This window comes from Nocardioides sp. Z50_6 (genome assembly GCF_058215755.1).
In genome coordinates this window covers 187,272-209,859 of sequence record NZ_JBZAJB010000002.1, presented here as the reverse complement: position 1 = coordinate 209,859, position 22,588 = coordinate 187,272, and the positions used below count along the sequence as shown (strand labels likewise).

General features: G+C 72.9%; 17 protein-coding genes and 1 tRNA gene. 14 read left to right on the top strand and 4 right to left on the bottom strand.

Annotated elements, in window-relative coordinates; translation table 11 throughout:
* Positions 1 to 26 precede the first annotated feature (26 nt).
* The gene (gene topA, locus AC4BGE_RS05680; protein ID WP_490570513.1) at positions 27 to 2,765 is read left to right on the top strand and encodes a type I DNA topoisomerase; all 2,739 of its coding nucleotides are present in this window, start codon (positions 27 to 29) and stop codon (positions 2,763 to 2,765) included.
* 37 nt (positions 2,766 to 2,802) lie between these two features.
* On the opposite strand, the gene AC4BGE_RS05675 is transcribed toward topA, so the two are convergent.
* The gene (locus AC4BGE_RS05675; protein WP_490574634.1) at positions 2,803 to 5,316 is read right to left on the bottom strand and encodes a purple acid phosphatase family protein; all 2,514 of its coding nucleotides are present in this window, start codon (positions 5,314 to 5,316) and stop codon (positions 2,803 to 2,805) included.
* Positions 5,317 to 5,563: 247 nt separating this feature from the next.
* On the opposite strand from AC4BGE_RS05675, the gene AC4BGE_RS05670 reads away from it, so the two are divergent.
* Positions 5,564 to 6,184 carry a hypothetical protein gene (locus AC4BGE_RS05670; RefSeq protein ID WP_490570511.1) on the top strand — a complete coding sequence of 207 codons (621 nt, stop codon included), beginning with the start codon at positions 5,564 to 5,566 and terminating at the stop codon, positions 6,182 to 6,184.
* Here AC4BGE_RS05670 and AC4BGE_RS05665 read toward each other — a convergent pair.
* Positions 6,154 to 6,777: a class I SAM-dependent methyltransferase gene (locus AC4BGE_RS05665; RefSeq protein WP_490570510.1), complete on the bottom strand. Its 624-nt coding sequence runs from the start codon at positions 6,775 to 6,777 to the stop codon at positions 6,154 to 6,156. The two genes, AC4BGE_RS05670 and AC4BGE_RS05665, sit on opposite strands and share 31 nt — an antisense overlap.
* 63 nt (positions 6,778 to 6,840) lie before the next feature.
* On the opposite strand from AC4BGE_RS05665, the gene tmk reads away from it, so the two are divergent.
* From tmk to AC4BGE_RS05650, 3 genes are read left to right on the top strand one after another with little or no spacing between them, the layout of a single operon-like run.
* On the top strand, positions 6,841 to 7,515 hold the full coding sequence (gene tmk / locus AC4BGE_RS05660; RefSeq protein WP_490574633.1) for a dTMP kinase: 675 nt from the start codon (positions 6,841 to 6,843) through the stop codon (positions 7,513 to 7,515).
* On the top strand, positions 7,512 to 8,684 hold the full coding sequence (locus AC4BGE_RS05655) for a DNA polymerase III subunit delta' (protein WP_490570508.1): 1,173 nt from the start codon (positions 7,512 to 7,514) through the stop codon (positions 8,682 to 8,684). The genes tmk and AC4BGE_RS05655 overlap by 4 nt, the downstream gene beginning before the upstream one ends.
* Complete coding sequence (locus tag AC4BGE_RS05650) at positions 8,681 to 10,255, top strand: alpha/beta hydrolase (protein WP_490570507.1); 1,575 nt, start codon at positions 8,681 to 8,683, stop codon at positions 10,253 to 10,255. The genes AC4BGE_RS05655 and AC4BGE_RS05650 overlap by 4 nt, the downstream gene beginning before the upstream one ends.
* 97 nt (positions 10,256 to 10,352) lie before the next feature.
* On the opposite strand, the gene AC4BGE_RS05645 is transcribed toward AC4BGE_RS05650, so the two are convergent.
* Positions 10,353 to 11,294, bottom strand: coding sequence for a TauD/TfdA dioxygenase family protein (locus AC4BGE_RS05645; RefSeq protein ID WP_489965818.1), 942 nt, complete (start codon positions 11,292 to 11,294; stop codon positions 10,353 to 10,355).
* Positions 11,295 to 11,510: 216 nt separating this feature from the next.
* Between AC4BGE_RS05645 and AC4BGE_RS05640 the strand changes: the two genes are divergently transcribed.
* From AC4BGE_RS05640 to AC4BGE_RS05600, 9 genes are all read left to right on the top strand, one after another.
* Positions 11,511 to 12,677: an ROK family transcriptional regulator gene (locus tag AC4BGE_RS05640; RefSeq protein WP_490570506.1), complete on the top strand. Its 1,167-nt coding sequence runs from the start codon at positions 11,511 to 11,513 to the stop codon at positions 12,675 to 12,677.
* Between the two features lie 68 nt (positions 12,678 to 12,745).
* Complete coding sequence (locus AC4BGE_RS05635) at positions 12,746 to 14,317, top strand: ABC transporter substrate-binding protein (protein WP_490574632.1); 1,572 nt, start codon at positions 12,746 to 12,748, stop codon at positions 14,315 to 14,317.
* Positions 14,317 to 15,276 (top strand): ABC transporter permease, encoded by a 960-nt coding sequence (locus tag AC4BGE_RS05630; protein ID WP_490574631.1) that lies wholly within the window; start codon positions 14,317 to 14,319, stop codon positions 15,274 to 15,276. The genes AC4BGE_RS05635 and AC4BGE_RS05630 overlap by 1 nt, the downstream gene beginning before the upstream one ends.
* The gene (locus tag AC4BGE_RS05625; RefSeq protein ID WP_489965822.1) at positions 15,273 to 16,076 is read left to right on the top strand and encodes an ABC transporter permease; all 804 of its coding nucleotides are present in this window, start codon (positions 15,273 to 15,275) and stop codon (positions 16,074 to 16,076) included. Before AC4BGE_RS05630 ends, AC4BGE_RS05625 begins: the two co-directional genes overlap by 4 nt.
* On the top strand, positions 16,069 to 17,745 hold the full coding sequence (locus AC4BGE_RS05620; RefSeq protein WP_490574630.1) for a dipeptide ABC transporter ATP-binding protein: 1,677 nt from the start codon (positions 16,069 to 16,071) through the stop codon (positions 17,743 to 17,745). Before AC4BGE_RS05625 ends, AC4BGE_RS05620 begins: the two co-directional genes overlap by 8 nt.
* A gap of 41 nt (positions 17,746 to 17,786) precedes the next feature.
* Positions 17,787 to 18,716 carry a formylglycine-generating enzyme family protein gene (locus AC4BGE_RS05615; RefSeq protein ID WP_490574629.1) on the top strand — a complete coding sequence of 310 codons (930 nt, stop codon included), beginning with the start codon at positions 17,787 to 17,789 and terminating at the stop codon, positions 18,714 to 18,716.
* 12 nt (positions 18,717 to 18,728) lie between these two features.
* Entirely contained in the window at positions 18,729 to 21,074 is a 2,346-nt protein-coding gene (locus tag AC4BGE_RS05610; RefSeq protein ID WP_490574628.1) for an arylsulfatase, read from the top strand.
* 118 nt (positions 21,075 to 21,192) lie between these two features.
* Positions 21,193 to 21,265 (top strand) — tRNA-Thr (locus AC4BGE_RS05605).
* 174 nt (positions 21,266 to 21,439) lie between these two features.
* A complete protein-coding gene (locus AC4BGE_RS05600) occupies positions 21,440 to 21,946 on the top strand; it encodes a hypothetical protein (protein WP_490574627.1) in 507 nt (168 codons plus the stop codon).
* 23 nt (positions 21,947 to 21,969) lie between these two features.
* Here AC4BGE_RS05600 and AC4BGE_RS05595 read toward each other — a convergent pair whose 3' ends face one another.
* Positions 21,970 to 22,560 carry a hypothetical protein gene (locus tag AC4BGE_RS05595; RefSeq protein ID WP_490570498.1) on the bottom strand — a complete coding sequence of 197 codons (591 nt, stop codon included), beginning with the start codon at positions 22,558 to 22,560 and terminating at the stop codon, positions 21,970 to 21,972.
* Positions 22,561 to 22,588 lie beyond the last annotated feature (28 nt).

Here is a 22,588-nt window from a genome sequence, read left to right as displayed (position 1 = left end):
GGTCCCTCGAGCAAGGAAAACAAGAAGTGGCGCACAAGCTGGTCATCGTGGAGTCCCCGACCAAGGCCCAGAAGATCGGTGGGTACCTCGGCAAGGGCTATGTGGTCGAGTCGTCCATCGGCCACATCCGCGACCTGCCCCAGAGTGCCGCCGACACCCCGGCCACGATCAAGGACAAGCCGTGGGGCCGGCTCGGGGTCGACGTGGAGCACGGCTTCGAGCCCTACTACGTCGTCCCGCGGGACAAGAAGAGCCACATCACCAAGCTGAAGAAGCTGCTCAAGGACGCCGACGAGCTCTTCCTCGCCACCGATGAGGACCGCGAGGGCGAGGCGATCGCCTGGCACCTGCTCGACGAGCTGAAGCCCAAGGGCATCCCGGTGCGCCGGATGGTCTTCCACGAGATCACCAAGCCCGCGATCCTGGCGGCCGCGGAGAACCCCCGCGAGATCGACATGGACCTGGTGGAGGCCCAGGAGGCGCGCCGCATCCTGGACCGTCTCTACGGCTACGAGGTCTCCCCGGTGCTGTGGAAGAAGGTCATGTCCGGCCTCTCCGCCGGCCGGGTGCAGTCGGTGGCCACCCGCCTGGTCGTCGACCGCGAGCGCGAGCGGATGAAGTTCCGCGTCGCCTCCTACTGGGACCTCGAGGGCACCTTCGACGGCGGCGCCGAGGCCGACCCGCGGATGTTCCCCGCCAAGCTGCACTCGGTCGACGGCAAGCGGGTCGCCCGCGGCTCGGACTTCACCCAGGTCGGGGAGCTCAAGTCCCCCGACTCGGTCGCCCACCTGGACCGAAAGGCCGCGGAGGGTCTCGTCGAGGCCCTCTACGACACCTCCTTCGAGGTCCGCTCGGTCGAGTCCAAGCCCTACAAGCGCTCGCCGTACGCCCCCTTCCGCACCACCACGATGCAGCAGGAGGCCGGCCGCAAGCTGGGGATGAGCGCGTCGGTGGCCATGTCGGTGGCCCAGCGTCTCTACGAGAACGGCTTCATCACCTACATGCGTACCGACTCCACCACGCTCTCCAGCGCGGCGGTCGGAGCGGCGCGTGACCAGGTCCGCGAGCTCTACGGCGCGGAGTACCTGCCCGACGCCCCTCGTACCTACGCCTCCAAGGTCAAGAACGCCCAGGAGGCGCACGAGGCGATCCGCCCGGCCGGCGACACCTTCCGCACCCCCGCCCAGACGGGGCTCAAGGGCGACCAGTTCCGGCTCTACGAGCTGATCTGGATGCGCACCGTCGCCTCCCAGATGAAGGACGCGGTCGGCCAGTCGGTCTCGGTCCGCCTCGGTGGGACCGCCTCCGACGGCCGCGACGTGGTCTTCGGCGCCTCGGGCCGGGTGATCACCTTCCACGGCTTCCTGAAGGCCTACGTCGAGGGGCTCGACGACAGCTCCAAGCAGCGCGACGACCAGGAGACCCGCCTCCCCGAGCTGGTGCAGGGGGCCGCGGTCAGCGCCGCGTCGATCTCCGCGGCCGGCCACGAGACCAAGCCGCCGGCCCGCTACACCGAGGCGACCCTGATCAAGGAGCTGGAGGACCGCGAGATCGGTCGCCCCTCCACCTACGCCTCGATCCTGGGGACCATCCAGAACCGCGGCTACGTCTACAAGAAGGGCACGGCGCTGGTGCCCGCCTGGATCGCCTTCTCGGTGATCCGGCTGATGGAGGAGCACTTCCCCCGCCACATCTCCTACGAGTTCACCGCCGACATGGAGGACACCCTCGACGAGATCGCGGCCGGGCGTCGCGACCGCGTCACCGAGCTCGGCGAGTTCTACTACGGTTCCGACAAGGTCACCGGCCTCCACCCGCTGGTCACCGGGCTGGGCGACATCGACGCCCGCGAGCTCGCGACGTTCCCGGTGGGCGGGGAGGACTCCGGCATCCACCTGCGGGTGGGGCGCTACGGGCCCTACATCGAGGAGGTCCCGGGTCCGGACGACGACGGGACCGCGCCGGCCAAGCGGGCCAACGTGCCCGACGACCTGCCGCCCGACGAGCTGACCCTGGCCAAGGCCAAGGAGCTCCTCGCCAACCCGGCGGGCGAGGAGATCGAGCTCGGTGTCCACCCCGAGACCGGCCTGAGGGTGGTGGCCAAGAACGGTCGCTACGGCCCCTACGTCACCGAGGTGCTCCCCGAGGACGCGCCCAAGAGCGCCAAGCCGCGCACCGGCTCGCTCTTCAAGTCGATGTCCCTCGACACGGTCACCCTCGACCAGGCCGTCCAGCTGCTCAGCCTGCCGCGCGTGGTCGGGGTGGACGCCGAGGGCGTGGAGATCACCGCCCAGAACGGCCGCTACGGCCCCTACCTGAAGAAGGGCACCGACTCCCGGACGATCGACTCCGAGGAGAAGCTGCTCACCATCACCCTGGACGAGGCGCTGGCCATCTACGCCCAGCCCAAGGCTCGGGGTCGCGGCGCGGCCACCGCACCGCTCAAGGAGCTCGGCAACGACCCCGTCTCGGGTCAGCCGATCGTGGTCAAGGCCGGCCGCTTCGGCGAGTACGTGACCGACGGCGAGTACAACGCCACCCTGCGCAAGGACGACACGGTCGAGGACATCACCCTCGAGCGCGCGGCCGAGCTGCTGGAGGAGCGGCGCGCCAAGGGTCCGGCCAAGAAGGGTGCCAAGAAGGGCGCGAAGAAGTCGCCCGCCAAGAAGGCTCCCGCGAAGAAGGCGGCCGCGAAGAAGTCCACGGCCAAGAAGACGGCGGCGAAGAAGACGACGGCGAAGAAGGCCGCCGCCAAGAAGGCCTGAGCCGCGGCGTCGCCCCAGCGGGCGACGCCGCGCCGGCTCACCGCCGGACCTTGAGCCTCACGACCGCACGGGCCCGCGCGTAGGAACCCGTGTCGTGCGGGAGGAGCACGACGACCAGCCGGGCCGTCCCGGTGCCGGAGGGGACGAGCCGGGGCCGGACCTTGCCCAGGGAGACCTTGGTCCGGCCGGTGGCGGTGACCCGCACGGTGCGGTAGACCTTCTTCCGGCCCAGCCGCAGGGTGACCCGGGCGGTGCCCGAGGTGGAGGCCTGCAGCCAGGCCACCCCCCGTCGTCCGACGCGGAGCCGGGCGCCGGCGACGCGGACGCGGGCCCGCTGCTTGCCGGCGCCAGCTGGTCCCGGGGGCCGGGTCTCCGGGGGCCGGGTCTCCGGGGTCCGCGGGCCCGGGGGCGTCGGCGCCACGGCCGGGACCGTCGGCGTCGGGGTCGGTGCGGCGGGTTCCGGCGGCCGGGTGCCCGTCTCGACCACGCGCTTGGTCCCGTCGGCGGCCTTGTGGATGGTGAACGAGTCGAGCACCTCGCCGACCACCAGGGGCCGCGCGGGCACGGTGTAGGCCCCGGGCGCGGTCTCGGCCAGGAACGAGCGGTAGACCAGGGCGTCCTCGGAGACCGTGACCACCTGGTAGGTGGTCACCCGGGCGCCGACGAGGACCTGGGTGGCGCCGTTCGCGGTCCACACGTTCCGGGCCGGGGCCTCGAGGTTGTAGTGCCGGTCGCCGGAGTTGCTCACCACGTAGACCGGGCCGTCGGTGACCCCGGGATCCGCGGTGCGGTCCTCGTCGAGGTAGCCCCGCGCGTAGGCGTGGTCGTGGCCCATCTGCACCAGGTCGACGTCGTGGCGCTGGAGGACGGGCAGCCAGTGCTTGCGCAGCAGCGGCTCGTCGCGCCCCGCCGTGGCGGAGAGCACCGGCTGGTGGAAGGTGACGACGTTCCACCGCGCGGGGGAGGCGCCCAGCACGTGGTCGAGCCACGCCGCCTGGTACTCCACCCACAGCTCGGCCATCCGGGGCTCGGGGCAGTCGTCCCCCGCGCAGGAGGGCAGCGCCGCCGGGGTCAGGAACTGCAGGTCGCGGGTGGCGTTGACGGTGACGAAGCGGACGTCCTGGTAGTCGGTGAAGTAGATCGTCTCGTGCGCCAGGTCGCGCCAGTGGTCGAAGAGCGCGCGGTGCTGGCGGGCAGCCTCGCCGTCGCCCACCGCGCGGGCCTCGAGCGCGCCGATGGTGCCGCTGTCGGGGTGGTTGGCGGGGTACTCGAAGTGCGCCTTCCACGAGCGGAGCAGCCGGTCCCCGGCGTACTCGTGGTTGCCCGGGGCGGCCAGCACGTTGGTGCCGGCCGCGGAGCGCGCCATGGCGCGGAACCAGCTGTCCCACAGGTGGTCGTGGTTGCCGACGTCGACGAGGTCGCCGGCGTGCACCGAGCCGATGGAGTCGGGCGCGCTCGCCTCGGCCATCTCCACCACCCGCGGCCAGGTGGTGTCCAGCCCGGTCTGGGCGTCCCCGTAGTAGACGTACTCGAGGTCGGGGTCGTCGGGATCGGCGGTGGTGAAGGCGGCCCAGGACGACCAGACGGGCGCCACGCCCACCCGGTAGCGGTACGTCGTGCCGGGCGCGAGGTCGCTCAGGGTGGCGGTGAAGTGACGGCGGGCCTGGTTGGGTGCCGGCCCGCGGCTGCTCGCCGCCACGGTGCGCACCGCGCCGCCGGCCGCCGGCTGGAGCTCGACCTGGCCGGTCGTGTCCTCGGCGGTGGCCGCGAGCCAGGTGACGTGCTGGGAGGTCGCCGGCGTCGCGGTGGGCGTCAGCACGACCCGGCTCGGCGCCGGCTCCGTGGGTGCCGGGGGCGGGGCCGGGACGGGAGCGAGCCGGTCCAGGGACCACCAGATGTCGGAGCTGTCGGGGCGGCCCTGGTGGAGCGCGACGGCCAAGGTGTTGGTGCCGACGCGGAGGTCCTGGGAGGCGAGGGTGAAGTCGAGGTCGCCGCCGACACCGTCGTCGAACGCGAGGTTCGGCGTGCCCGGCTCCACCAGGTGCCGCACCACCTCGCGGCCGTTGAGGTAGATCAGGGCCGCGTCGTCGACGTAGGCGTCACCGACCAGGTCGCGGCCGGAGGCGAGCAGCTCGGGAGTCACCTCGAAGGTGGTTCGGAAGAAGTAGGTGCGCACGTTGCTGAGGGCACCTGTGGGGCGGATCGGCAGCTGGGTGACGGCGACCCGGCCCTGGTCGAACGCCGGCGTCTCGCCCTGGCTGCCCAGGCGACGGCCGCCGAACCCGCCCTGGCCCGACGCCCAGCGGCTGTCGTCGTAGCCCGGGGTGGTCCACACCCGCGGGTCGGCCGGCGTGCCCGGGTCGGTGTCGTCGGCCAGGTAGCGCCAGGTGGTGGCGGGACCCACCAGCGGACCGGTCGCCTGCGCGGCGTCGCGCGGACCCTGCGTCGGGACGGCGACCGATCCCGCGGCGAGCAGGGTGGCCAGGGCGGTGAGCAGGGCGGTGAGCAGCCCCCGAAGACGGCCGCGGCTCCTGCTCGACAGCGATGTCATGGCTCCCCCGACGTCGTCGCCGCGACCACCCCCCGTGGTCGCGCGCTGGGGACAGTCAACCCCAGACCGGCCCCGACTGCCCGGTCGTCTTGCCCCGGGGAAGGGGCAGAAGGACCCCTTGATCCCCTGGCGGATCGGGCGCACGCTGGATGGAGGAGGAACGCCCATGACCATGTCGCAGACACCTGACAGCTTCCCGATCTTGTCCCGAGGCCGCCACCGAACGCCGCGATCGGGCGCGTGCTTCATGGAGATGGCCTCCGTGCTGGCCGGTGAGCGGTGGAGTGACCATCCGGCCTGCACCGACCCGCTCCTGGCCGAGCTCGCCCGGCTCGTCAACGACAACATCAGCGACGGGGAGCGCTCCGCGCTCGCGGTGATGGTGCCGTCGGTGGTGGGGCTGCGGGGCGGACCGCGCACCGAGGTCGAGGTCGCGGCGGCGGCGGCGATCCACGCCCTTCCCCTCTCGCCGCAGTCGGTGCAGCGTGCCCTGGCCGCCGGCCTGCTCTCGGTGCAGCGGCTGCTGGAGGTGATCGGCGACCCCGAGCCGGGTCGCGGCACCACCAGGGCCGAGATCGAGGAGGTGCTGCGCGAGGTCCCCGGCGAGGCCGGGTGGGCCCGGCGCTTCGCCCAGGGCAGGCCGGTCTCGGAGAAGGTCTTCCACAAGCGGGTCGCGCCCACCCTGGTCCGGGCCGCGGTCCGGGGGGTGCGGGGTGAGAACGCCGACAGCGACCAGCGTCTGCGCTCGCTCCTGGAGGCTGCCATCGCGGCGGCCGTCCGGAGCCTGCCCCCGGTGCCCGAGCCGGGCCCGTTGCCCGGCCTGACCCGGCCCGGAGGTCAGCTGCGGGCGGAGCCCAGGAAGCCGTAGCCCCACGGGCGCGCGGCCGCGGGGCCGGAGACCAGGTAGCGCTGCTCGAGCGCGACCGGTTCGAAGCCCGCGGCCGCGAGCAGTGCCGGCAGGTCGTGGGTGAGCCGGCAGCCGCCGCAGACGCAGCCCTGGAGGCCGTTGAGCCGGTGCTGCCACCGGGCCACCGCGGTGTCGGGGGAGAGACCGTGCTCGAGGAAGGCGAGGGTGCCGCCGGGCCGTAGCGCTCGGCGTACCTCGGCCAGCGCCCGCGCCGGGTCGGGGATGGTGCACAGCGAGAAGGTCACCAGCGCGGAGTCGTAGGCCTCGTCCCCGGTGTCGAGGGCCTGGCCGTCGACGCCGATCCGCTCGACCGGGACACCTGCGGCCGCCCGCCGGGCCGACGAGCGGGACCACCCCAGGTCCGAGGGCTCGACGGCGTCGACCGAGGTGACCGCGGCCGGCAGGTGCGGCAGGTTGAGGCCGGAGCCGAACCCGATCTCCAGCACCCGCCCGGTCAGCGGGGCGCACACCTGCGTGCGCAGCTCCCCGATCTCCGGCGCTGCCAGGGTGGCGTCGGTCAGCCGCGGCACCACGTGGTCGGTCCACCAGCTCATCGGCCCAGGCTAGTCCCGTCGCGCCCCGTCGCGCCCCGTCGCGCCCCGCGTAGGGTGGGGCAGGTGAGCGCGCCCGTCCCACCCGTGTACGCCGACACCGGTCTCTTCGTCTGCTTCGAGGGCGGCGAGGGCGCCGGCAAGTCGACCCAGTCGCGGGCGCTGAAGGCATGGCTGGAGGAACGGGGGCACACCGTCGTGCTCACCTTCGAGCCCGGCGACACCGCGGTCGGGCAGCGGCTGCGGCGGATCGTCCTCGACCCGGCCACCGGGGAGCTGTCGGACCGCACCGAGGCGTTGCTCTACGCCGCCGACAAGGCCGAGCACGTCGACACCGTGGTCCTCCCGGCGCTGGCGCGCGGCGAGGTCGTGATCACCGACCGGTACGTCGACTCCGCGCTCGCCTACCAGGGTGCCGGGCGGGCGCTGAGCGCTGCCGAGGTGGAGCCGGTGATGCGCTGGGCCACCGGCGGGCTGCGCCCCCACCTGACCGTCGTCCTCGACCTCGAGCCCGCGGCGGGCCTGGAGCGCTTCACCGAGCGCGACCGGATGGAGGGGGAGTCGCTCGACTTCCACCAGCGGGTGCGCGAGGCGTTCCTCGCGATGGCCGCCGAGGATCCCGCTCGCTACCTCGTCCTGGACGCGCGCGCCCCCGTCGAGGAGATCGCCGCCGCCGTCCGGAGCCGGCTCGCCCCGCTGCTGGACCCGGTCACGACGTCCGCCCCGGCGGTGGCCGAGTGACCGCCACCCGGCTGCCCGCCGCCGGCGTCTGGGACACCCTGGTCGGCCAGCGCCACGTCGTGGAGACCCTCGGCCGGGCGGCGCTCGGCGACGGGATGACCCATGCCTGGCTCTTCACCGGCCCGCCCGGGTCGGGCCGCTCCAACGCGGCCATGGCCTTCGCGGCCGCGCTCCAGTGCGAGCGCGCCGGCTGCGGCGAGTGCCACGCCTGCCGCACGGTGCTGGGGCGGACCCACGCCGACGTCACCCTGGTCCGCACCGAGAAGCTCTCCATCGGCGTCGACGAGGTCCGCGATCTGGTCCGCAAGTCGGCGCTCGCCCCCAACGGCAGCCGGTGGCAGGTGATGATCGTCGAGGACGCCGACCGGCTCACCGACCAGGCGTGCAACGCGCTGCTCAAGGCGATCGAGGAGCCGACGGCACGCACCGTGTGGCTGCTCTGCGCCCCGTCGGCCGAGGACGTGCTGGTGACCATCCGGTCCCGCTGCCGCCTGGTCACGCTGACCACCCCGTCGGCCGCGGCGGTGGCCGACTTCCTGGTCCGCACCGAGGGGGTCGGCGAGCCCCTGGCCGCGCACGCCGCCCGCGCCAGCCAGGGTCACATCGGCCGGGCCCGGGCGCTGGCCCGTGACGAGGAGACCCGCAACCGACGGGCCGAGGTGGTCCGCCTCCCGGCGCGGCTGACGTCGCTGGGCTCGTGCATGAACGCCGCGTCCAACCTGCTCGAGGTGGCCAAGGCCGAGGCCGAGTCCCAGACCGCCGCGCTGGACGCGCGGGAGAAGTCCGAGCTGGACAGGTCGTACGGGGTGGAGGGCCGCGGCAAGCGCCCACGGGAGTACGCCCCCGCGCTGCGCGACCTGGAGAAGGGGCAGAAGACCCGGGCCAAGCGCCGGCTCCTCGACGTCGTCGACCGCGGCCTGATGGATCTCGTCTCGGTCTACCGGGACGCCATCGCGCTCAAGCTGGGCGCCCCGGGCAGCCTGGTCAACGAGGAGATCCGGGCCGACGTCGCCACCCTGGCGCGCAGGTCGACCCCGGAGGAGAACCTGCGCCGGATCGAGGCGATCTTCGTGGCCCGGGAGCAGATGCTGGAGTTCAACGTGCCACCGGTGATGGCGCTCGAGTCGATGATGGTCGCGCTGCGGCTGGAAGGCGGTACCGGTCGGTGAAGCGTGTGGTGGCGGCGGTGTTGGCGCTGGTGCTGGTCCTCGGGGCGGTCGCGGTGGGAGCTGCCCTGCTCCTGGACGACGGCGACGGGAGGGCCGGGCGCGACGACACCCAGACGACGCGGGTCCCCGAGCGCCCCCTCAAGACCGGCGGCGCCCCGTCCCAGGACGCCACGAAGGCGCCGGAGGAGGACCTCCAGCCGTTCTACTCCCAGGAGGTCGACTGGTCCGACTGCGGGCAGGGCTACGAGTGCGGCTGGCTCAAGGTGCCGCAGGACTACGACGAGCCCGACGGCAAGCAGCTCGACCTCGCGCTCCTCAAGGTGCTGGCCGACGCGCCCGACCGGCGGGTCGGGTCGCTGGTGGTCAACCCCGGCGGACCGGGCGCCCCCGGCACCCAGTACGCCGCCCAGGCCTCTCTGGTCTTCCGTGCCCCGCTGCTGGACCACTTCGACATCGTCGGCTTCGACCCCCGCGGCACCGGCCGCAGCAACCCGGTGGACTGCCTCACCGACTCCGAGCTCGACGACTACCTGGCCGGTGACCCCGACCCCGACACCCCCGCCGAGGCGGCGGAGCTGATGGAGTGGACCGAGCGGTTCGGCCGTGGCTGCGCCGAGCGGAGCGGCGACCTGGCCGACCACGTCTCCACCGTGGAGGCCGCCAAGGACATGGACGTCCTGCGGGCCACCCTCGGGGAGGAGCAGCTGGACTACTTCGGCGCCTCCTACGGCACCAAGCTGGGCGCCACCTACGCCGAGCTCTTCCCCGACCGGGTGGGCCACTTCGTGCTCGACGGTGCGGTCGACGTCTCCTTGGACGCTCGCGGGCTGAGCCTGGGCCAGGCCCGGGGCTTCGAGACCGCGCTCAGGGCCTACGTGCAGGACTGCGTCGACAGCGGGGACTGCTTCCTCGGCGACTCGGTCGAGGAGGGGCTGGCCGCGATCAGGCAGCTCATCGACCGGGTGGACAAGAAGCCCCTGCCCGCCGGCGACCGGGAGCTCAAGGTCGGCAACGCCTTCTACGGCATCGTCGCCCCCCTCTACAACCGCGACTACTGGGTGCTGCTGACCCGGGCGCTGGAGCAGGCGATGAAGGGCGACGGCACCAGGCTGCTGGAGCTGGCCGACCTCTACGCCTCCCGCGGGCCCGACGGCTACCTGGACAACTCCTCGGAGGCGATCTACGCGATCAACTGCCTCGACGACCCGTCCTCGGTCCCGGCGTCGAAGGTCCCCGACGAGTACGCCGCCTTCGAGGAGGCCTCGCCCACCTTCGGCCGGATCTTCGCCTGGGGCCTCGTCGGTTGTGACGGCTTCTCGGGGGAGGCGGCCGAGCCGCTCGAGATCGACGGCGAGGGAGCGGCGCCGATCCTGGTCACCGGCACCACGCGGGATCCCGCGACGCCGTACGAGTGGGCCGAGGCGCTCGCCGAGCAGCTGGGCTCCGCGATCCTGGTGACCCGCGACGGCGACGGCCACACCGCCTACAACGCCGGCAACTCCTGCGTCGACGAGGTGATCGAGTCCTACCTGATCGACGGCGTCGTCCCCGACGGTGAGGTCACCTGCTGAGCCGCTGAGCCGCCGGGAGCCGCCCTGACGCGGCACAGCCGGCCGGGTCCGTGGGGACCCGGCCGGCTGAGCGAGGTGGTGAGCGACGTGCGTGACGTCAGCTCACCAGCGCACCGATGTCGGAGAACGACGCGGCGTCGCCCTTCAGCGGGATGCTGGAACGGCCGTCGATCCCGACCGGGATGTCGCCCGCGACGGTGATCCGGCGCACCTCGCGAGGCTGGGTGTCGAAGTCGGCCACCGCGTAGTGCTGGGTGGCGCGGTTGTCCCACATCGCCACGTCACCGGGCTGCCAGCTCCACCGGATGGTGTTCTCGAGCTTGGTGACGCGGTCCTGGAGCAGGTTGAAGAGGATCGCGGACTCCTTCTGGTTGAGGCCGACGAACTTCTTCACGAAGTGGCCCAGCAGCAGGGTGCGCTCGCCGGTCTCGGGGTGGACCCGCACCACCGGGTGCTCGGTCTCGAAGGTGGTCGAGGCGAACTGGCTGCGGGTGAAGGACTTGTGCGACTCCTCGACCGACTCGGGGGACTCCGCGGAGTGGGCGTAGTCGTAGTCGTTGCTGTGCAGGGCCCACAGGTTGTCGACCAGGGCGCGCAGCGAGGCCGGCAGCGACTCGTAGGCCACGGCCGTGTTGGCCCACACCGTGTTGCCGCCGTACTCCGGGATGGTGACGCCGCGCAGGATGCTGATCGCCGGGATGCGGTCGACGAAGGTCACGTCGGTGTGCCAGCTGTTGGCGGCCATGCCCTTGTTGGCGGTGAGGGTGAAGATCCGCGCGCTGCCGGTGTTGACCGTCGGGTGCGCGGTGGTCAGGCTGCCGAGCTGCTCGGCGAAGGCGATGTGCCCCTCGTCGTCGAGGTGGTCCTGACCGCGGAAGAAGACGACCTTGTGGGTGAGGAGGGCGGCTCGGATCTGGCGGATCGTGTCGTCGCCGAGGTCGGCGCCGAGCCGGACGCCGTCGATGCGGGCACCGATGTTGCCGCCGAGCTGCTGGACCGCGAGGGCGGTCTCGTGGCGTCGGTCGAGGCTGATGGTCATGGGAAGTCCTCCGTGCGTGGGTCGACCGGCGTCGGGTGACGGCCGGGAGGACCCCCACGATCCGGTGCGGGGAAGCCGCTCTCAACGGTTCGCGACACCGTGGCCCTAACTGCGTGTCGGGGTTGAGACGACGGCCGATCGAGGCCACTGTCTGTCATTCTCGATCAACTTAATCGACTTTAATCCCGGGCTCCTTCGCCCGCTCCAGGAGTGCAGATGACCCCACAGTCCCCGACCATCGTGGTCACCCGCGGCCGCTTCGGCTCGGCCGCGGGCCGCGTGCTCGAGCAGGTCAGGGGCCGGGGCCGCGCGACGCGCGAGGAGCTGGCCGGCCCGACGGGCCTGAGTGGCCGCACCGTGGCCCGCACGGTCAGCGCCCTGGTCGAGGGTGGACTGCTCCGCGAGCGACCCGACAAGGTGCAGGCCGGGTCGATCGGGCGGCCGAGCACCCCGGTGGAGATCGACCGCGCGGTCTACGTGGCCGTCGGCGTGCACGTCGGCGCCCGGCTCCTCACCGTGGCGCTGGGGGACCCGTCCGGGCAGGTGGTGGTGAGTCGCACGAAGGAGAAGCTGCCCACCGACCCGCTCGATCTCGACTGGATCGGGCACGAGCTGGTCGAGATGCTCCGGGCCCACCCGGGCCGCCGGCCACTGGTCGCGGGAGTGGTGGCCCCCTGGCAGGCGGTGGGCCTGGACGAGCGGGCGACCGGGGCGGCGCTGGGCGACGCGCTGGGCCTGCAGGTGACCACCAGCGAGCACATCGCCGCCGTGGCCGCCGCGGAGTTCATCCACCGCCGCCACGGCACCCAGGGGGTCACCACCTACTTCTACGCCCGCAACACCACCGGCGTCGCCGTGGCCCTGGACAAGGGCGGCCAGACCGAGGTCTCGCGGGCCGCGCGCCTGACCCACTTCCCGACTCGCTCCGGCGCACCCTGCTCGTGCGGACGGACCGGCTGCCTGGAGGCCAGCGTCAGCGACCACGCGCTGGCCGTGGCCGCCCACCGGGACGGGCTGGTCGACGAGCCGCTGATCGCGCGGGTCTACGCGGCCGCCGACGGGGTCCCCGCCGTCCGCGCGCTGCTCTGCGCCCGGGCCAGGCTGCTGGGCGAGACCGCGGCCCTGGTCCGCGACATGGTCGACCCGGACCGGATGATCCTCGTCGGCCAGGCGTTCACCGACTTCCCCGGCGTCCTCGACGAGGTGGTGGCCGCCTTCGACGCGACGACCACCCTGCCGCCGCTCGATCTCTCCTTCACCCGCTTCGGCGCCGGCATCCAGGCCCTCGCCGCCTGCACGATCGCGCTCGCGCCGGTCTACGACGACCCGTTCGACGTGCTGCCCGCCGGACCCAGGACCAAGACCCGCCCGACGTCCGCCTGAGCGCCTGGCCGCTCGCTCCGCTCCACCCCGCGCACCACTCCCGCTCCCTGACCCGAAAGGCAACGCCCGTGTCCGCAACGCGTCCTCGCTCCTTCTTCCCCAGGCTGGCCTCCGCTGCCGCCGCGTCGGTGCTCCTGCTCGCCGGCTGCTCCTCGGCCGTCGGGGAGAAGTCCCCCTCGGGCTCCTCCGGCGACCCGGTGGCCGGCGGCACCCTGCGGGTCGCCGCGGCCACCGACCACGTCCCCGCCTCCGTCTTCGGCCAGTCCAGCGACGTCGGCAACACCCTGATCGGCCTGACCTACGACTCGCTGGTCGAGTACCCGCACGACAGCCTCGACGCCCAGCCGTCGCTGGCCACCTCCTGGGAGGTGGCCGAGGACGGCCGGTCGATCACGCTGCAGCTGCGCGACGACGTGACCTTCCACGACGGCCGTCCCTTCACCTCCGAGGACGTGCGGTTCAGCATCGAGACCTTCGCCGACCCGGCCTGGGCGGTCCAGGTCCAGCGGACCGCCGCCGCGGTGACCGGCTTCGACACCTCCGACCCGCACGCCATCACGTTGGAGTTCGCCCACCCGCTGAGCAACATCCTCGACCTGCTCGACATCGTCCCGATCGTCGACGCCGAGACCTTCGACGGTCTCAAGGAGGCCGAGGTCTACAACGGCACCGGCCCCTTCGAGTTCACCGGCTGGACCCCAGGGTCGGCGATGACCTTCGAGCGCAACGAGGAGTACTGGAAGGGGGCACCCAAGCTCGACGCCGTCGACGTCTCGGTCGTCCCCGACGCCCAGGCCAGGGTCGCCGGCCTCCGCTCCGGCCAGTACGACCTGGCGACCGGCGTCACCCCGCGCGACGTGGAGACACTCAGCAAGGACCCGAAGTTCCAGATCAGCAGGTTCGAGGGCGCCACCAACCAGCAGTACATCGGGTTCCAGCTCAAGAACAAGGACCTCCAGGACGTCAGGCTGCGCCGGGCCGTGGCCTACGCGGTGGACCGCGAGCGCATCGTCCAGGACGTCTACCGCGGCGCCGCGGTCCCCCAGGGGCTCCCGTGGTCGCCGGCCTCCCCGGCGTACGACGAAGAGGCGGGCCTGCACTACGCCCGCGACCTGGACAAGGCGAAGGCGCTGGTCGCCGAGATCGGCGAGGTGCCCACCCTGCCCCTGCAGTTCGCCGCCGGCGACCCGACCGCCGAGGCGATCGCCCAGATCGTGCAGGCCGACCTCGGCGAGGCCGGCATCGAGGTCGAGCTGAAGCCCACCGAGTTCGCCTCGATGTACAAGCAGCTCGTCGGCGCCCAGTTCGAGGGCATGTGGATCTTCAGCCACACCTACGCCCAGTACACGCCGGCCACGCTGACGGTCAGCGCGTTCCCCTTCAACGCCGCCCACAACGCCTCCAACTTCGAGGACGCGCGCTACCGCGCCGACTCCGACGCCTCCTGGAAGGTCGCCGACCCGACCTCGGCCGAGGCCGGGGAGCTCTTCGAGAAGGTCAACGACCACATCGTGGAGAACGTCTGGCTCACCGACCTGGTCACCTACTACCCCCAGCTGGTCTCCACCAGCGCGGTGCACGGCATCGACTACAGCAAGCGCACCGAGCTCCTCCTCGACGAGGCGTGGAAGGAGCAGTGATGCTGCGCTACGTCCTGGGGAGGCTCCCCTCCGCGCTCGGCCTGCTCGCCGCGGCCTCGCTGCTGATCTTCTGGCTGATGCGGCTGGTGCCCGGCGACCCCGTCGACACGCTGGCCGGGCCCGACGCCTCGCCCGAGGCCCGGGCGGCGATCCGCGCCGACCTCGGGCTGGACCAGTCGTTCCTCACCCAGTACCTCTCCTGGATCTCCGACGTGCTCACCTTCGACCTCGGCCGTTCCTTCGTGGTCGGCGGGCAGGTCAGCGACCTGCTCGCCGACGGGGCCACCAACACGGTGGTCCTCACCCTGACCGCCCTCGCCCTGGCGGTCGGCGCGGCCACGGCGACCGCGGTGGTCGCGGTGGTCGCGGAGCGCCGGTGGCTCGACGCCACCCTGGCCGGGATCAACACCGTGGCGCTGGCGATGCCGACCTTCGCCACCGGGCTGCTGCTGGTGCTGGTCTTCGCGGTCCTGGTGCCGGTGCTGCCCTCGGGCGGCACCCCGCCGGACGGCTTCATCGCCCGGCCCGACATCGCCGTGCAGTACCTGCTGCTGCCCGCGACCTGCCTCGCCGTCCCGGTCTGGGCCGGGCTGACGAGGTTCCTCACCGAGTCGCTGCGCTCACAGCTGCGTCAGCCCTACGTCACCACCGCGCGCGCGGTGGGCATCGGGCACGCCAGGATCGTGCTCACCCAGGCCCTGCCCAACGCGCTGCCGTCGGCCGTCACGGTGCTGGGCATCCAGTTCGGCACCCTGCTGGGCGGGGCGGTGCTGGTGGAGGCGATCTTCACCTGGCCGGGCCTCGGCCGGCTGGTCGAGGAGGCGATCTCCGGGCGCGACTACCCGGTGGTGCAGGTCCTGCTGCTGCTCTCGGTGACGATCTTCGTGGTGACCCAGCTGGTCACCGACGTCGTCCACGCGTGGCTCGACCCGCGGATCCGGATCGGCGGCACGGCATGAGGGCCGCGCTGCGGACCCCCAAGGGGATCGCCGGGCTGGTGCTGGTGGGCTCGATCGTGCTGCTCGGGCTGCTGGGTCCGCTGCTGGCGCCGTACTCCCCGACCCAGCAGGTACCGGGCGCCAACCTGGTGGGCCCCTCGGCGGCGCACTGGCTGGGCACCGACGACGTCAACCGCGACGTCCTCTCCCGGACGCTGGCAGGCATCCGGGTCGACCTGCTGGTGGTCTTCGTCGCCGTCCCCGCCGGCGCCACCCTCGGCATGCTCCTGGGCCTGGTCACCAGCTGGTGGAGGGTCACCGACGTGCTCACCCAGCGCCTCTTCGACCTGGTGCTGGCCTTCCCGACGCTGATCCTGGCCATCGCGCTGGCCGCGGTCATCGGGCCCGGGGTGGCGACCATCGCGGTGGTGATCGTGGCCATCGAGGTGCCGGTCTTCGGCCGGCTGGTGCGGACCTCCCTGCGCACCGTCAGGGAGATGCCGTACGTCGAGGCGGCGCAGGTGGTCGGCGCCCGCCCGTGGTGGCTGCTGCGCCGTCACGTGCTGCCCAACTCGCTGGAGCCGCTCACGGTCCAGCTCGCGCTCTCGATGTCGGTGGCGGTCTTCATCGAGGGAGCGATGAGCTTCCTCGGCATCGGCGTCAAGGCCCCGCACCCCTCGCTTGGGTCGCTGATCAAGGACGGCACGCGACTGATGTACGACGCCCCGTTCCTCTCCCTCGGCCCCCTCCTCGTGGTCGTGCTCCTCGTCCTCGGGCTGCTCCTGGTGGCCCAGTCACTCTCGGAGGCCCACCGTGCCTGAGACGCTGCTCACCGTCGAGCACCTCGCCATCTCCTTCGCCCACCCGCGGCCGGCCGTCAACGACGTCTCGCTGCACGTCGACCCGGGCGAGGTGCTCGCCCTGGTCGGGGAGTCCGGCTCCGGCAAGTCGATGACCGCCCGGGCGGTGCTCGGTCTGCTGCCGCCGGGGGCCCGCGCCACCGGGTCGATCCGGTTCCGCGGCGAGGAGCTCCTCGGGCTCGACGAGGCCGGGCTCTCCGGCTTCCGCGGGAAGCGGATCGCGATGGTCTTCCAGGAGCCGCAGACCGCCCTCAACCCGGTGCGCACCGTGGGCTGGCAGCTCCGTGAGGCGTTGCGGGCGCACGGGCGCCTGTCGCGGGTCCAAGCCCGGAGCCGGGCCGTGGAGCTGCTCACCCAGGTCGAGATCCCCGACCCCGAGGAGCGGCTCGGCTACTACCCCCACCAGCTCTCCGGGGGGCAGAAGCAGCGGGTGGTGCTGGCCCTCGCCCTGGCCAACGAGCCGGAGCTGCTGCTCGCCGACGAGCCCACCACCGCGCTGGACGTGACCGTCCAGGCGGAGATCCTGGCGCTGCTGCGCCGCATCCGCGACCGGACGGGGACCAGCATCCTGCTGATCACCCACAACATGGGGGTGGTCGCGGAGATCGCCGACCGGGTCGTGGTGCTGCGTCAGGGTGACGTGGTGGAGGAGGGGAGCACCCGTCAGCTCTTCGCCTCCCCGGAGCACCCCTACACCCGCCAGCTGCTCGCCTCGGTGCTCCGGCTCCCCGACGCGGGCGACGTGGTCCACTCCGTCCCGGACCCGGACCCGGACCCGGACCCGGACCCGGGGCCGGCGACCGGCCTCCCGGCCCTGCGGTTCGAGCACGTGCACGTGCGCTACGGCTCGTCGCGCCGGGGCCGCGCCTTCCCGGCGGTCAACGGCGTCAGCCTCGAGCTGCCGCCCGGCCGGGTGCTGGGGCTGGTGGGCGAGTCCGGCTCGGGCAAGACCACCCTGGGCCGGCTGGCCGCGGGTCTGGTCCCGCTCGCCGAGGGCCGCGTCGAGGTGGCCGGCGAGGACCTCTTCGCCCTCGGCGCGCGCCGCCGGCGCGAGCTCCGGCGCGACCTGGCCTTCGTGCACCAGGACCCCGAGGCCTCCCTCGACCCGAGGATGTCGGTGGGCGCCAGCGTCCGGGAGCCGCTCGACATCCATGGCGTCGGCACTGCGCAGGAGCGCCGTCGACGGGTGGCGGAGCTGCTCGAGGCGGTCCGGCTCGCCCCGGATCTCGCCGACCGCCGGCCGCGGGCGCTCTCGGGCGGCCAGCGGCAGCGGGTGGCCCTGGCCCGGGCCCTGGTGCTCCGCCCGAGGCTGCTGATCGCCGACGAGCCGACCAGTGCGCTGGACGTCTCGGTCCAGGCCGACGTGCTGGAGCTCTTCCGCGCGCTGCAGCAGCAGCTGGGCTTCGCCTGTGTCTTCATCAGCCACGACCTGGCCGTGGTCAACAAGGTCGCCGACGACGTCGCGGTGCTCCGCCGGGGCGAGGTCGTGGAGTCCGGGCCGGTCGCCGAGGTCTTCGCCCGGCCGCAGCACGACTACACCCGCCGGCTGCTGGCGGCCGTGCCGGTGCCGGACCCGGCGGCCCGGACCGACGGCTGGCAGGCCGTCCCGACGGTCGAGGTCGCGTCGTGACCTGCTGCTCGGGCGGGGTGGGGGGTGCGCCCCCCGCGGGGGTGGCGGGCGCGTACCGGCCCTCGCCGCAGGAGGCCGTCCGCAGCGGGCAGGTCCGGATCGCCGGCGGCACCTTCGCGATGGGCGACGCGTCCGGCGAGGGCGACCCGGCCGACGGCGAACGCCCGGTCCACCAGGTCCGGGTGGCGCCGTACTGGATCGACGAGACGGCCGTGACCAACGCGGCCTTCGCCCGGTTCGTCCGGGAGACGGGCCACGTCACCGAGGCCGAGGAGCTCGGCGTCTCGGCGGTCTTCCACCTCGCCGTCGACGCGCACCCGCGCGACGTGCTCCACCCGGTGGTGGGGCTGCCCTGGTGGTGGGCGGTGCGCGGCGCCGACTGGCGTCATCCCGCCGGGCGCGGCTCCTCGGCCGCCGACCTGCCCCACCACCCCGTCGTGCACGTGACGTGGCGCGACGCCGACGCCTACTGCCGGTGGGCCGGCACGCGGCTGCCGACGGAGGCGGAGTGGGAGCACGCGGCCCGCGGCGGCCTCGACGGCGCCCGCTATCCCTGGGGCGACGAGCTGCTCGACCACGGGGCCTGGCGGCTCAACATCTGGCAGGGCGACTTCCCGCTGCACAACACGGCCGAGGACGGTCACCTCACCACCGCGCCGGTGCGCTCCTTCCGGCCCAACGGCCACGGGCTGTGGAACACCGTGGGCAACGTCTGGGAGTGGTGCGCCGACTGGTTCTCGCCCACCGAGTACGCCGAGCGCGCCCTGGCCGGTCCGGAGCCCGTCGGCGACCCGCGGGGCCCCGGCCGCGGGACCCAGCGCGTGATGCGCGGCGGCTCCTACCTCTGCCACGACTCCTACTGCCGCCGCTACCGGGTGGCGGCCCGCTCCAGCAGCACCCCCGACTCGGCCTCGGCCAACGTCGGCTTCCGCTGCGCCAACGACGACCTGCCCGACCGCCGCGACGACTGAGAGAAGACCGAGATGACCCGCTCGCACCTGCCCTTCCACCAGCCCCGCCCGCCCTTCGAGGCGGCCGAGGCGCTCGCCGACCAGGCCGAGCAGCTGCCCGCCCAGCCCCGGCTCGAGGCGCCCGAGGGCGCCCCGAACGTGTTGGTGGTCCTCCTCGACGACATGGGCTTCGGCGCCTCCTCGGCGTTCGGCGGCCCGTGCGCGATGCCGACGGCCGACCAGCTCGCCGCGGAGGGGCTGCGCTACTCGCGGTTCCACACCACCGCGCTCTGCTCGCCGACCCGGGCCGCCCTGATGACCGGCCGCAACCACCACGCGGTCGGGATGGGCACCGTGGTCGAGATCAGCAACGGCACCCCCGGCTACGACGCCACCCGACCGCTGAGCGCCGGCACCCTGGCCCAGGCGCTGAGCGGCAACGGCTACGCCACCGGCGCCTTCGGCAAGTGGCACCAGACGCCGACCTGGGAGCAGACCCCCACCGGGCCCTTCGACCGGTGGCCGACGCGGGAGGGCTTCGACCGGTTCTACGGGTTCCTCGGCGGCGAGGCCAGCCAGTTCGAGCCGACCCTGGTGGAGGGGACGACGTTCGTCGAGGCGCCGCGGACCGCCGCGGAGGGCTACCACCTGTCGGAGGACCTGGTGGACCAGGCGATCGGCTGGATCGACGACGTCCGGGCTCACGGCGGGGGCAGGCCGTGGTTCACCTACCTGGCCTTCGGCGCCACCCACTCGCCGTTCCACCTGCCCGAGGAGTGGCGGGGCCGCAACCGCGGCGACTTCTCCCACGGCTGGGACCGGCAGCGGGAGCTGACCCTGGCGCGGCAGAAGGAGCTCGGGGTGGTGCCGCCGGACGCCGAGCTTGCGCCCTGGACGCCGGGCGTACCGCACTGGGACGAGCTCGACGAGACCCAGCGGCTGGTCGCGGAGCGGTTGATGGAGACCTACGCGGCGTTCGCCGAGCACACCGACGTCCAGGTGGGGCGGCTGCTCGACCACCTGCGTGCGGCCGGCGAGCTGGAGAACACGGTGGTCCTCTACATCCTCGGCGACAACGGGGCGTCGGCCGAGGGTGGGCTGGAGGGGACCCTCAACGAGACGATGCGCTTCAACGGGATCGAGGACTCCGCCGAGCGGATCGCCGAGCAGCTCGACCTGATCGGCGGGCCGGAGTCGTTCGTCCACTACCCGGCCGGGTGGGCGGTGGCGATGGACACGCCGTACCAGTGGACCAAGCAGGTGGCCTCCCACTACGGAGGGACCCGCAACGGGCTGATCGTGCACTGGCCGCAGGGGATCGCCGACCGCGGCGGGGTCCGGGACCAGTGGCACCACGTGATCGACGTCTTCCCGACGATCCTCGAGCTGGCCGGAGTGCCCCACCCCGAGACCGTCGACGGGGTGCGGCAGGACCCGGTCGACGGGGTCTCCTTCGTCTACTCGCTCAACGACGCGGCCGCGCCGGAGCGGCACGTCACGCAGTACTTCGAGATGTTCGGCAACCGCGGGATCTACCACGAGGGGTGGACCGCGGTGACCAAGCACCGGACGCCGTGGGCGCTGGCCGAGTCCCCGGTGCCGCTGGCCGAGGACCGGTGGGAGCTCTACGACACCACCACCGACTGGACCCAGGCCCGCGACCTGGCCGCCGAGCACCCCGAGCGGCTCGCGGAGCTGCAGGAGCTCTTCCTCGCCGAGGCGCGGCGCAACAACGTGCTGCCGATCGACGACCAATCGCTGCGCCGGCTCGACAGCGACGGGGAGGCCGTGACGGTCGGCCACCGCCCGCCGCCGCCGCGCCGGCTGACGTTGCGGGCGGGCGCGGGCAACCTCCGCGAGGACGCCGTCCCGCCGCTGAAGAACGGCTCGTGGTCGATCACGGCCCGGTTCGCCGACGAGACCGGGAAGGCGGAGGGGGTGCTGGTCGCGCAGGGCAGCCGGTTCGCCGGGTGGTCCTTCTACGTGCGCGACGGCTTCCTCACCTTCACCTACGCCTGGCTGGGCGCCGAGGAGACGGTCATCCGCTCCCGGGGCCCGGTCTGCGAGGGTGCGCACACTGCGCAGGTGCGCTTCACGTATGACGGCGGCGGTCCCGGCCGGGGCGGCGACCTGGTGCTGGTGCTCGACGGCCAGGAGGTGGGCTCGGGCCGGATCGAGCGGACGATCTCGTCCTTCTTCTCGATGGACCAGACCCTCAACGTCGGCGTCGACCGCGGGACCCCGGTGACCGACGACTACGGTCCGGGCCGCGGGTTCTGCTACGGCGGCACGATCCGCGACGTGACCCTGGTGGCGGGCGACGACCACCAGCCGCTGAGCGAGTCCGAGGAGCTGAGGGCGACGCTGGTCGTGCACTGAATCCCGGGCGCAACCGGTCCCGGGGACTGCCCGGTGGGCGGTTTTCGCCGCCGGGCGCCGGTGTCCGTATACTTCCCCGGGTTGCCCGGCCACGCCCTCGTGGACAGCCGGGCGGCACGCCGCCTTAGCTCAGTCGGTAGAGCGAATCACTCGTAATGATTAGGTCATCGGTTCGATTCCGATAGGCGGCTCAGATCGGAACCGCAGGTCGGGGGAGCAGTCCCCGGTGCCTGCGGTTCCTGCTTTCTCACGGCACTCTCACGCCGCAGCCGTCCGGCCGGCGCGCACGCGATCGCTCCCGGGAAAAATGGGTACAACCGCTCCGATCGATCTCGGAACTCCGACCGACCTTGGAACAGAGGCCCATGAAGAAGCTCGCCGTCCTTCTCGCCGCCCCGCTCGTCCTTGCCACGATCTCCCTCGGCCCAGGTGCCCACGCCGCGACCGGCAGCATCAAGGACAAGTCCGGCGACGCTCCCGCCAAGCTCGACCTGACCCGTCTCAAGGTCTCCCACACCGCCACGGAGCTGGTGATCACCGCGAAGGTGCGCGGGCTCCGCAAGAAGGACACCCAGTTCTACGGCTACTACGTCTACGGCGCGACGACCTCGTCGGCCGGCACCAGCCACCGGGCCCGGAACGGCACGGTCGAGGAGGAGTGGTACCTGCGCCGCAGCGACGGCATCCTGGTCCCGACCGAGTGTGCGGCGACCACGACGTGGAACATCAAGCGCAGCACCATCCGCACCACGATCCCGCGCTCCTGCGTGCCCGAGGCCGGAACGCTGCGGGTGAAGGCCTCCACGGGGCCGGGCACGAGGAACGGCGACGTCTCCGACGTCACCAGGAAGGTCAAGGTCGCCCAGGACTGACGACGCGAGGTCGCGCCGTTGACTCAGTCGCAGTTGTCGCAGGTGCCCATCGAGGCGAGCACGTGGTTGCACTTGGGGCAGACCGGCAGCACGCGCTCGGCCAGCGCGTTCTTGCGCTCCCGGGTGCGGCTGGCGGCGAGCCGGGGAGTCAGCTGCGCCCGGCCGCCGTCGGCGGGAAGACCGGTGGCCTCCAGCAGCTGGTAGCAGGCGAGCCGCTCGCGGGACGCGTGGCTGTCGGGGTCGGCGGGGGTCTCGCCGCTCTGCGCCAGCACGATCTGGGCGTAGGAGGGCACCACGCCACCCTGGGCGTTGACCACCAGCGAGGGGAGGAGGGGCTCGTCGTTCGCCGCGCACTCCTCGGCCACCAGAGCCAGCACGTCGCCGATCCAGTAGTGAGCAGCCTGGGTGGTCGTCACTCCCGAGCGCTCCTGGACCGCAGCGGCCAGGTCCTTCGAGGTGATCACCGCGTTGTACTTGCCGGCCACCTCGAGCAGCACCTCGCGGGCTGACTCCGCCCAGATCGGCTTCGGCTCCGCGACGTCCTCCATCTCGGTCTCGGTGAGCGTCTCCGCGTCGAGCTGGCTGTCGTGGTCGAGGGTGTTGCGGTCGGTCATAAGGCCTTGCTCTCTGGGTCTTCGGTCT

Excerpts from the sequence above, each read along its gene's own strand:
- AC4BGE_RS05675 (WP_490574634.1), bottom strand. The coding sequence starts at position 5,316 with ATGACATCGCTGTCGAGCAGGAGCCGCGGCCGTCTTCGGGGGCTGCTC.
- AC4BGE_RS05670 (WP_490570511.1), top strand. The coding sequence starts at position 5,564 with ATGGAGATGGCCTCCGTGCTGGCCGGTGAGCGGTGGAGTGACCATCCG.
- AC4BGE_RS05665 (WP_490570510.1), bottom strand. The coding sequence starts at position 6,777 with ATGAGCTGGTGGACCGACCACGTGGTGCCGCGGCTGACCGACGCCACC.
- AC4BGE_RS05645 (WP_489965818.1), bottom strand. The coding sequence starts at position 11,294 with ATGACCATCAGCCTCGACCGACGCCACGAGACCGCCCTCGCGGTCCAG.
- AC4BGE_RS05640 (WP_490570506.1), top strand. The coding sequence starts at position 11,511 with ATGACCCCACAGTCCCCGACCATCGTGGTCACCCGCGGCCGCTTCGGC.
- AC4BGE_RS05630 (WP_490574631.1), top strand. The coding sequence starts at position 14,317 with ATGCTGCGCTACGTCCTGGGGAGGCTCCCCTCCGCGCTCGGCCTGCTC.
- AC4BGE_RS05625 (WP_489965822.1), top strand. The coding sequence starts at position 15,273 with ATGAGGGCCGCGCTGCGGACCCCCAAGGGGATCGCCGGGCTGGTGCTG.
- AC4BGE_RS05610 (WP_490574628.1), top strand. The coding sequence starts at position 18,729 with ATGACCCGCTCGCACCTGCCCTTCCACCAGCCCCGCCCGCCCTTCGAG.
- AC4BGE_RS05600 (WP_490574627.1), top strand. The coding sequence starts at position 21,440 with ATGAAGAAGCTCGCCGTCCTTCTCGCCGCCCCGCTCGTCCTTGCCACG.
- AC4BGE_RS05595 (WP_490570498.1), bottom strand. The coding sequence starts at position 22,560 with ATGACCGACCGCAACACCCTCGACCACGACAGCCAGCTCGACGCGGAG.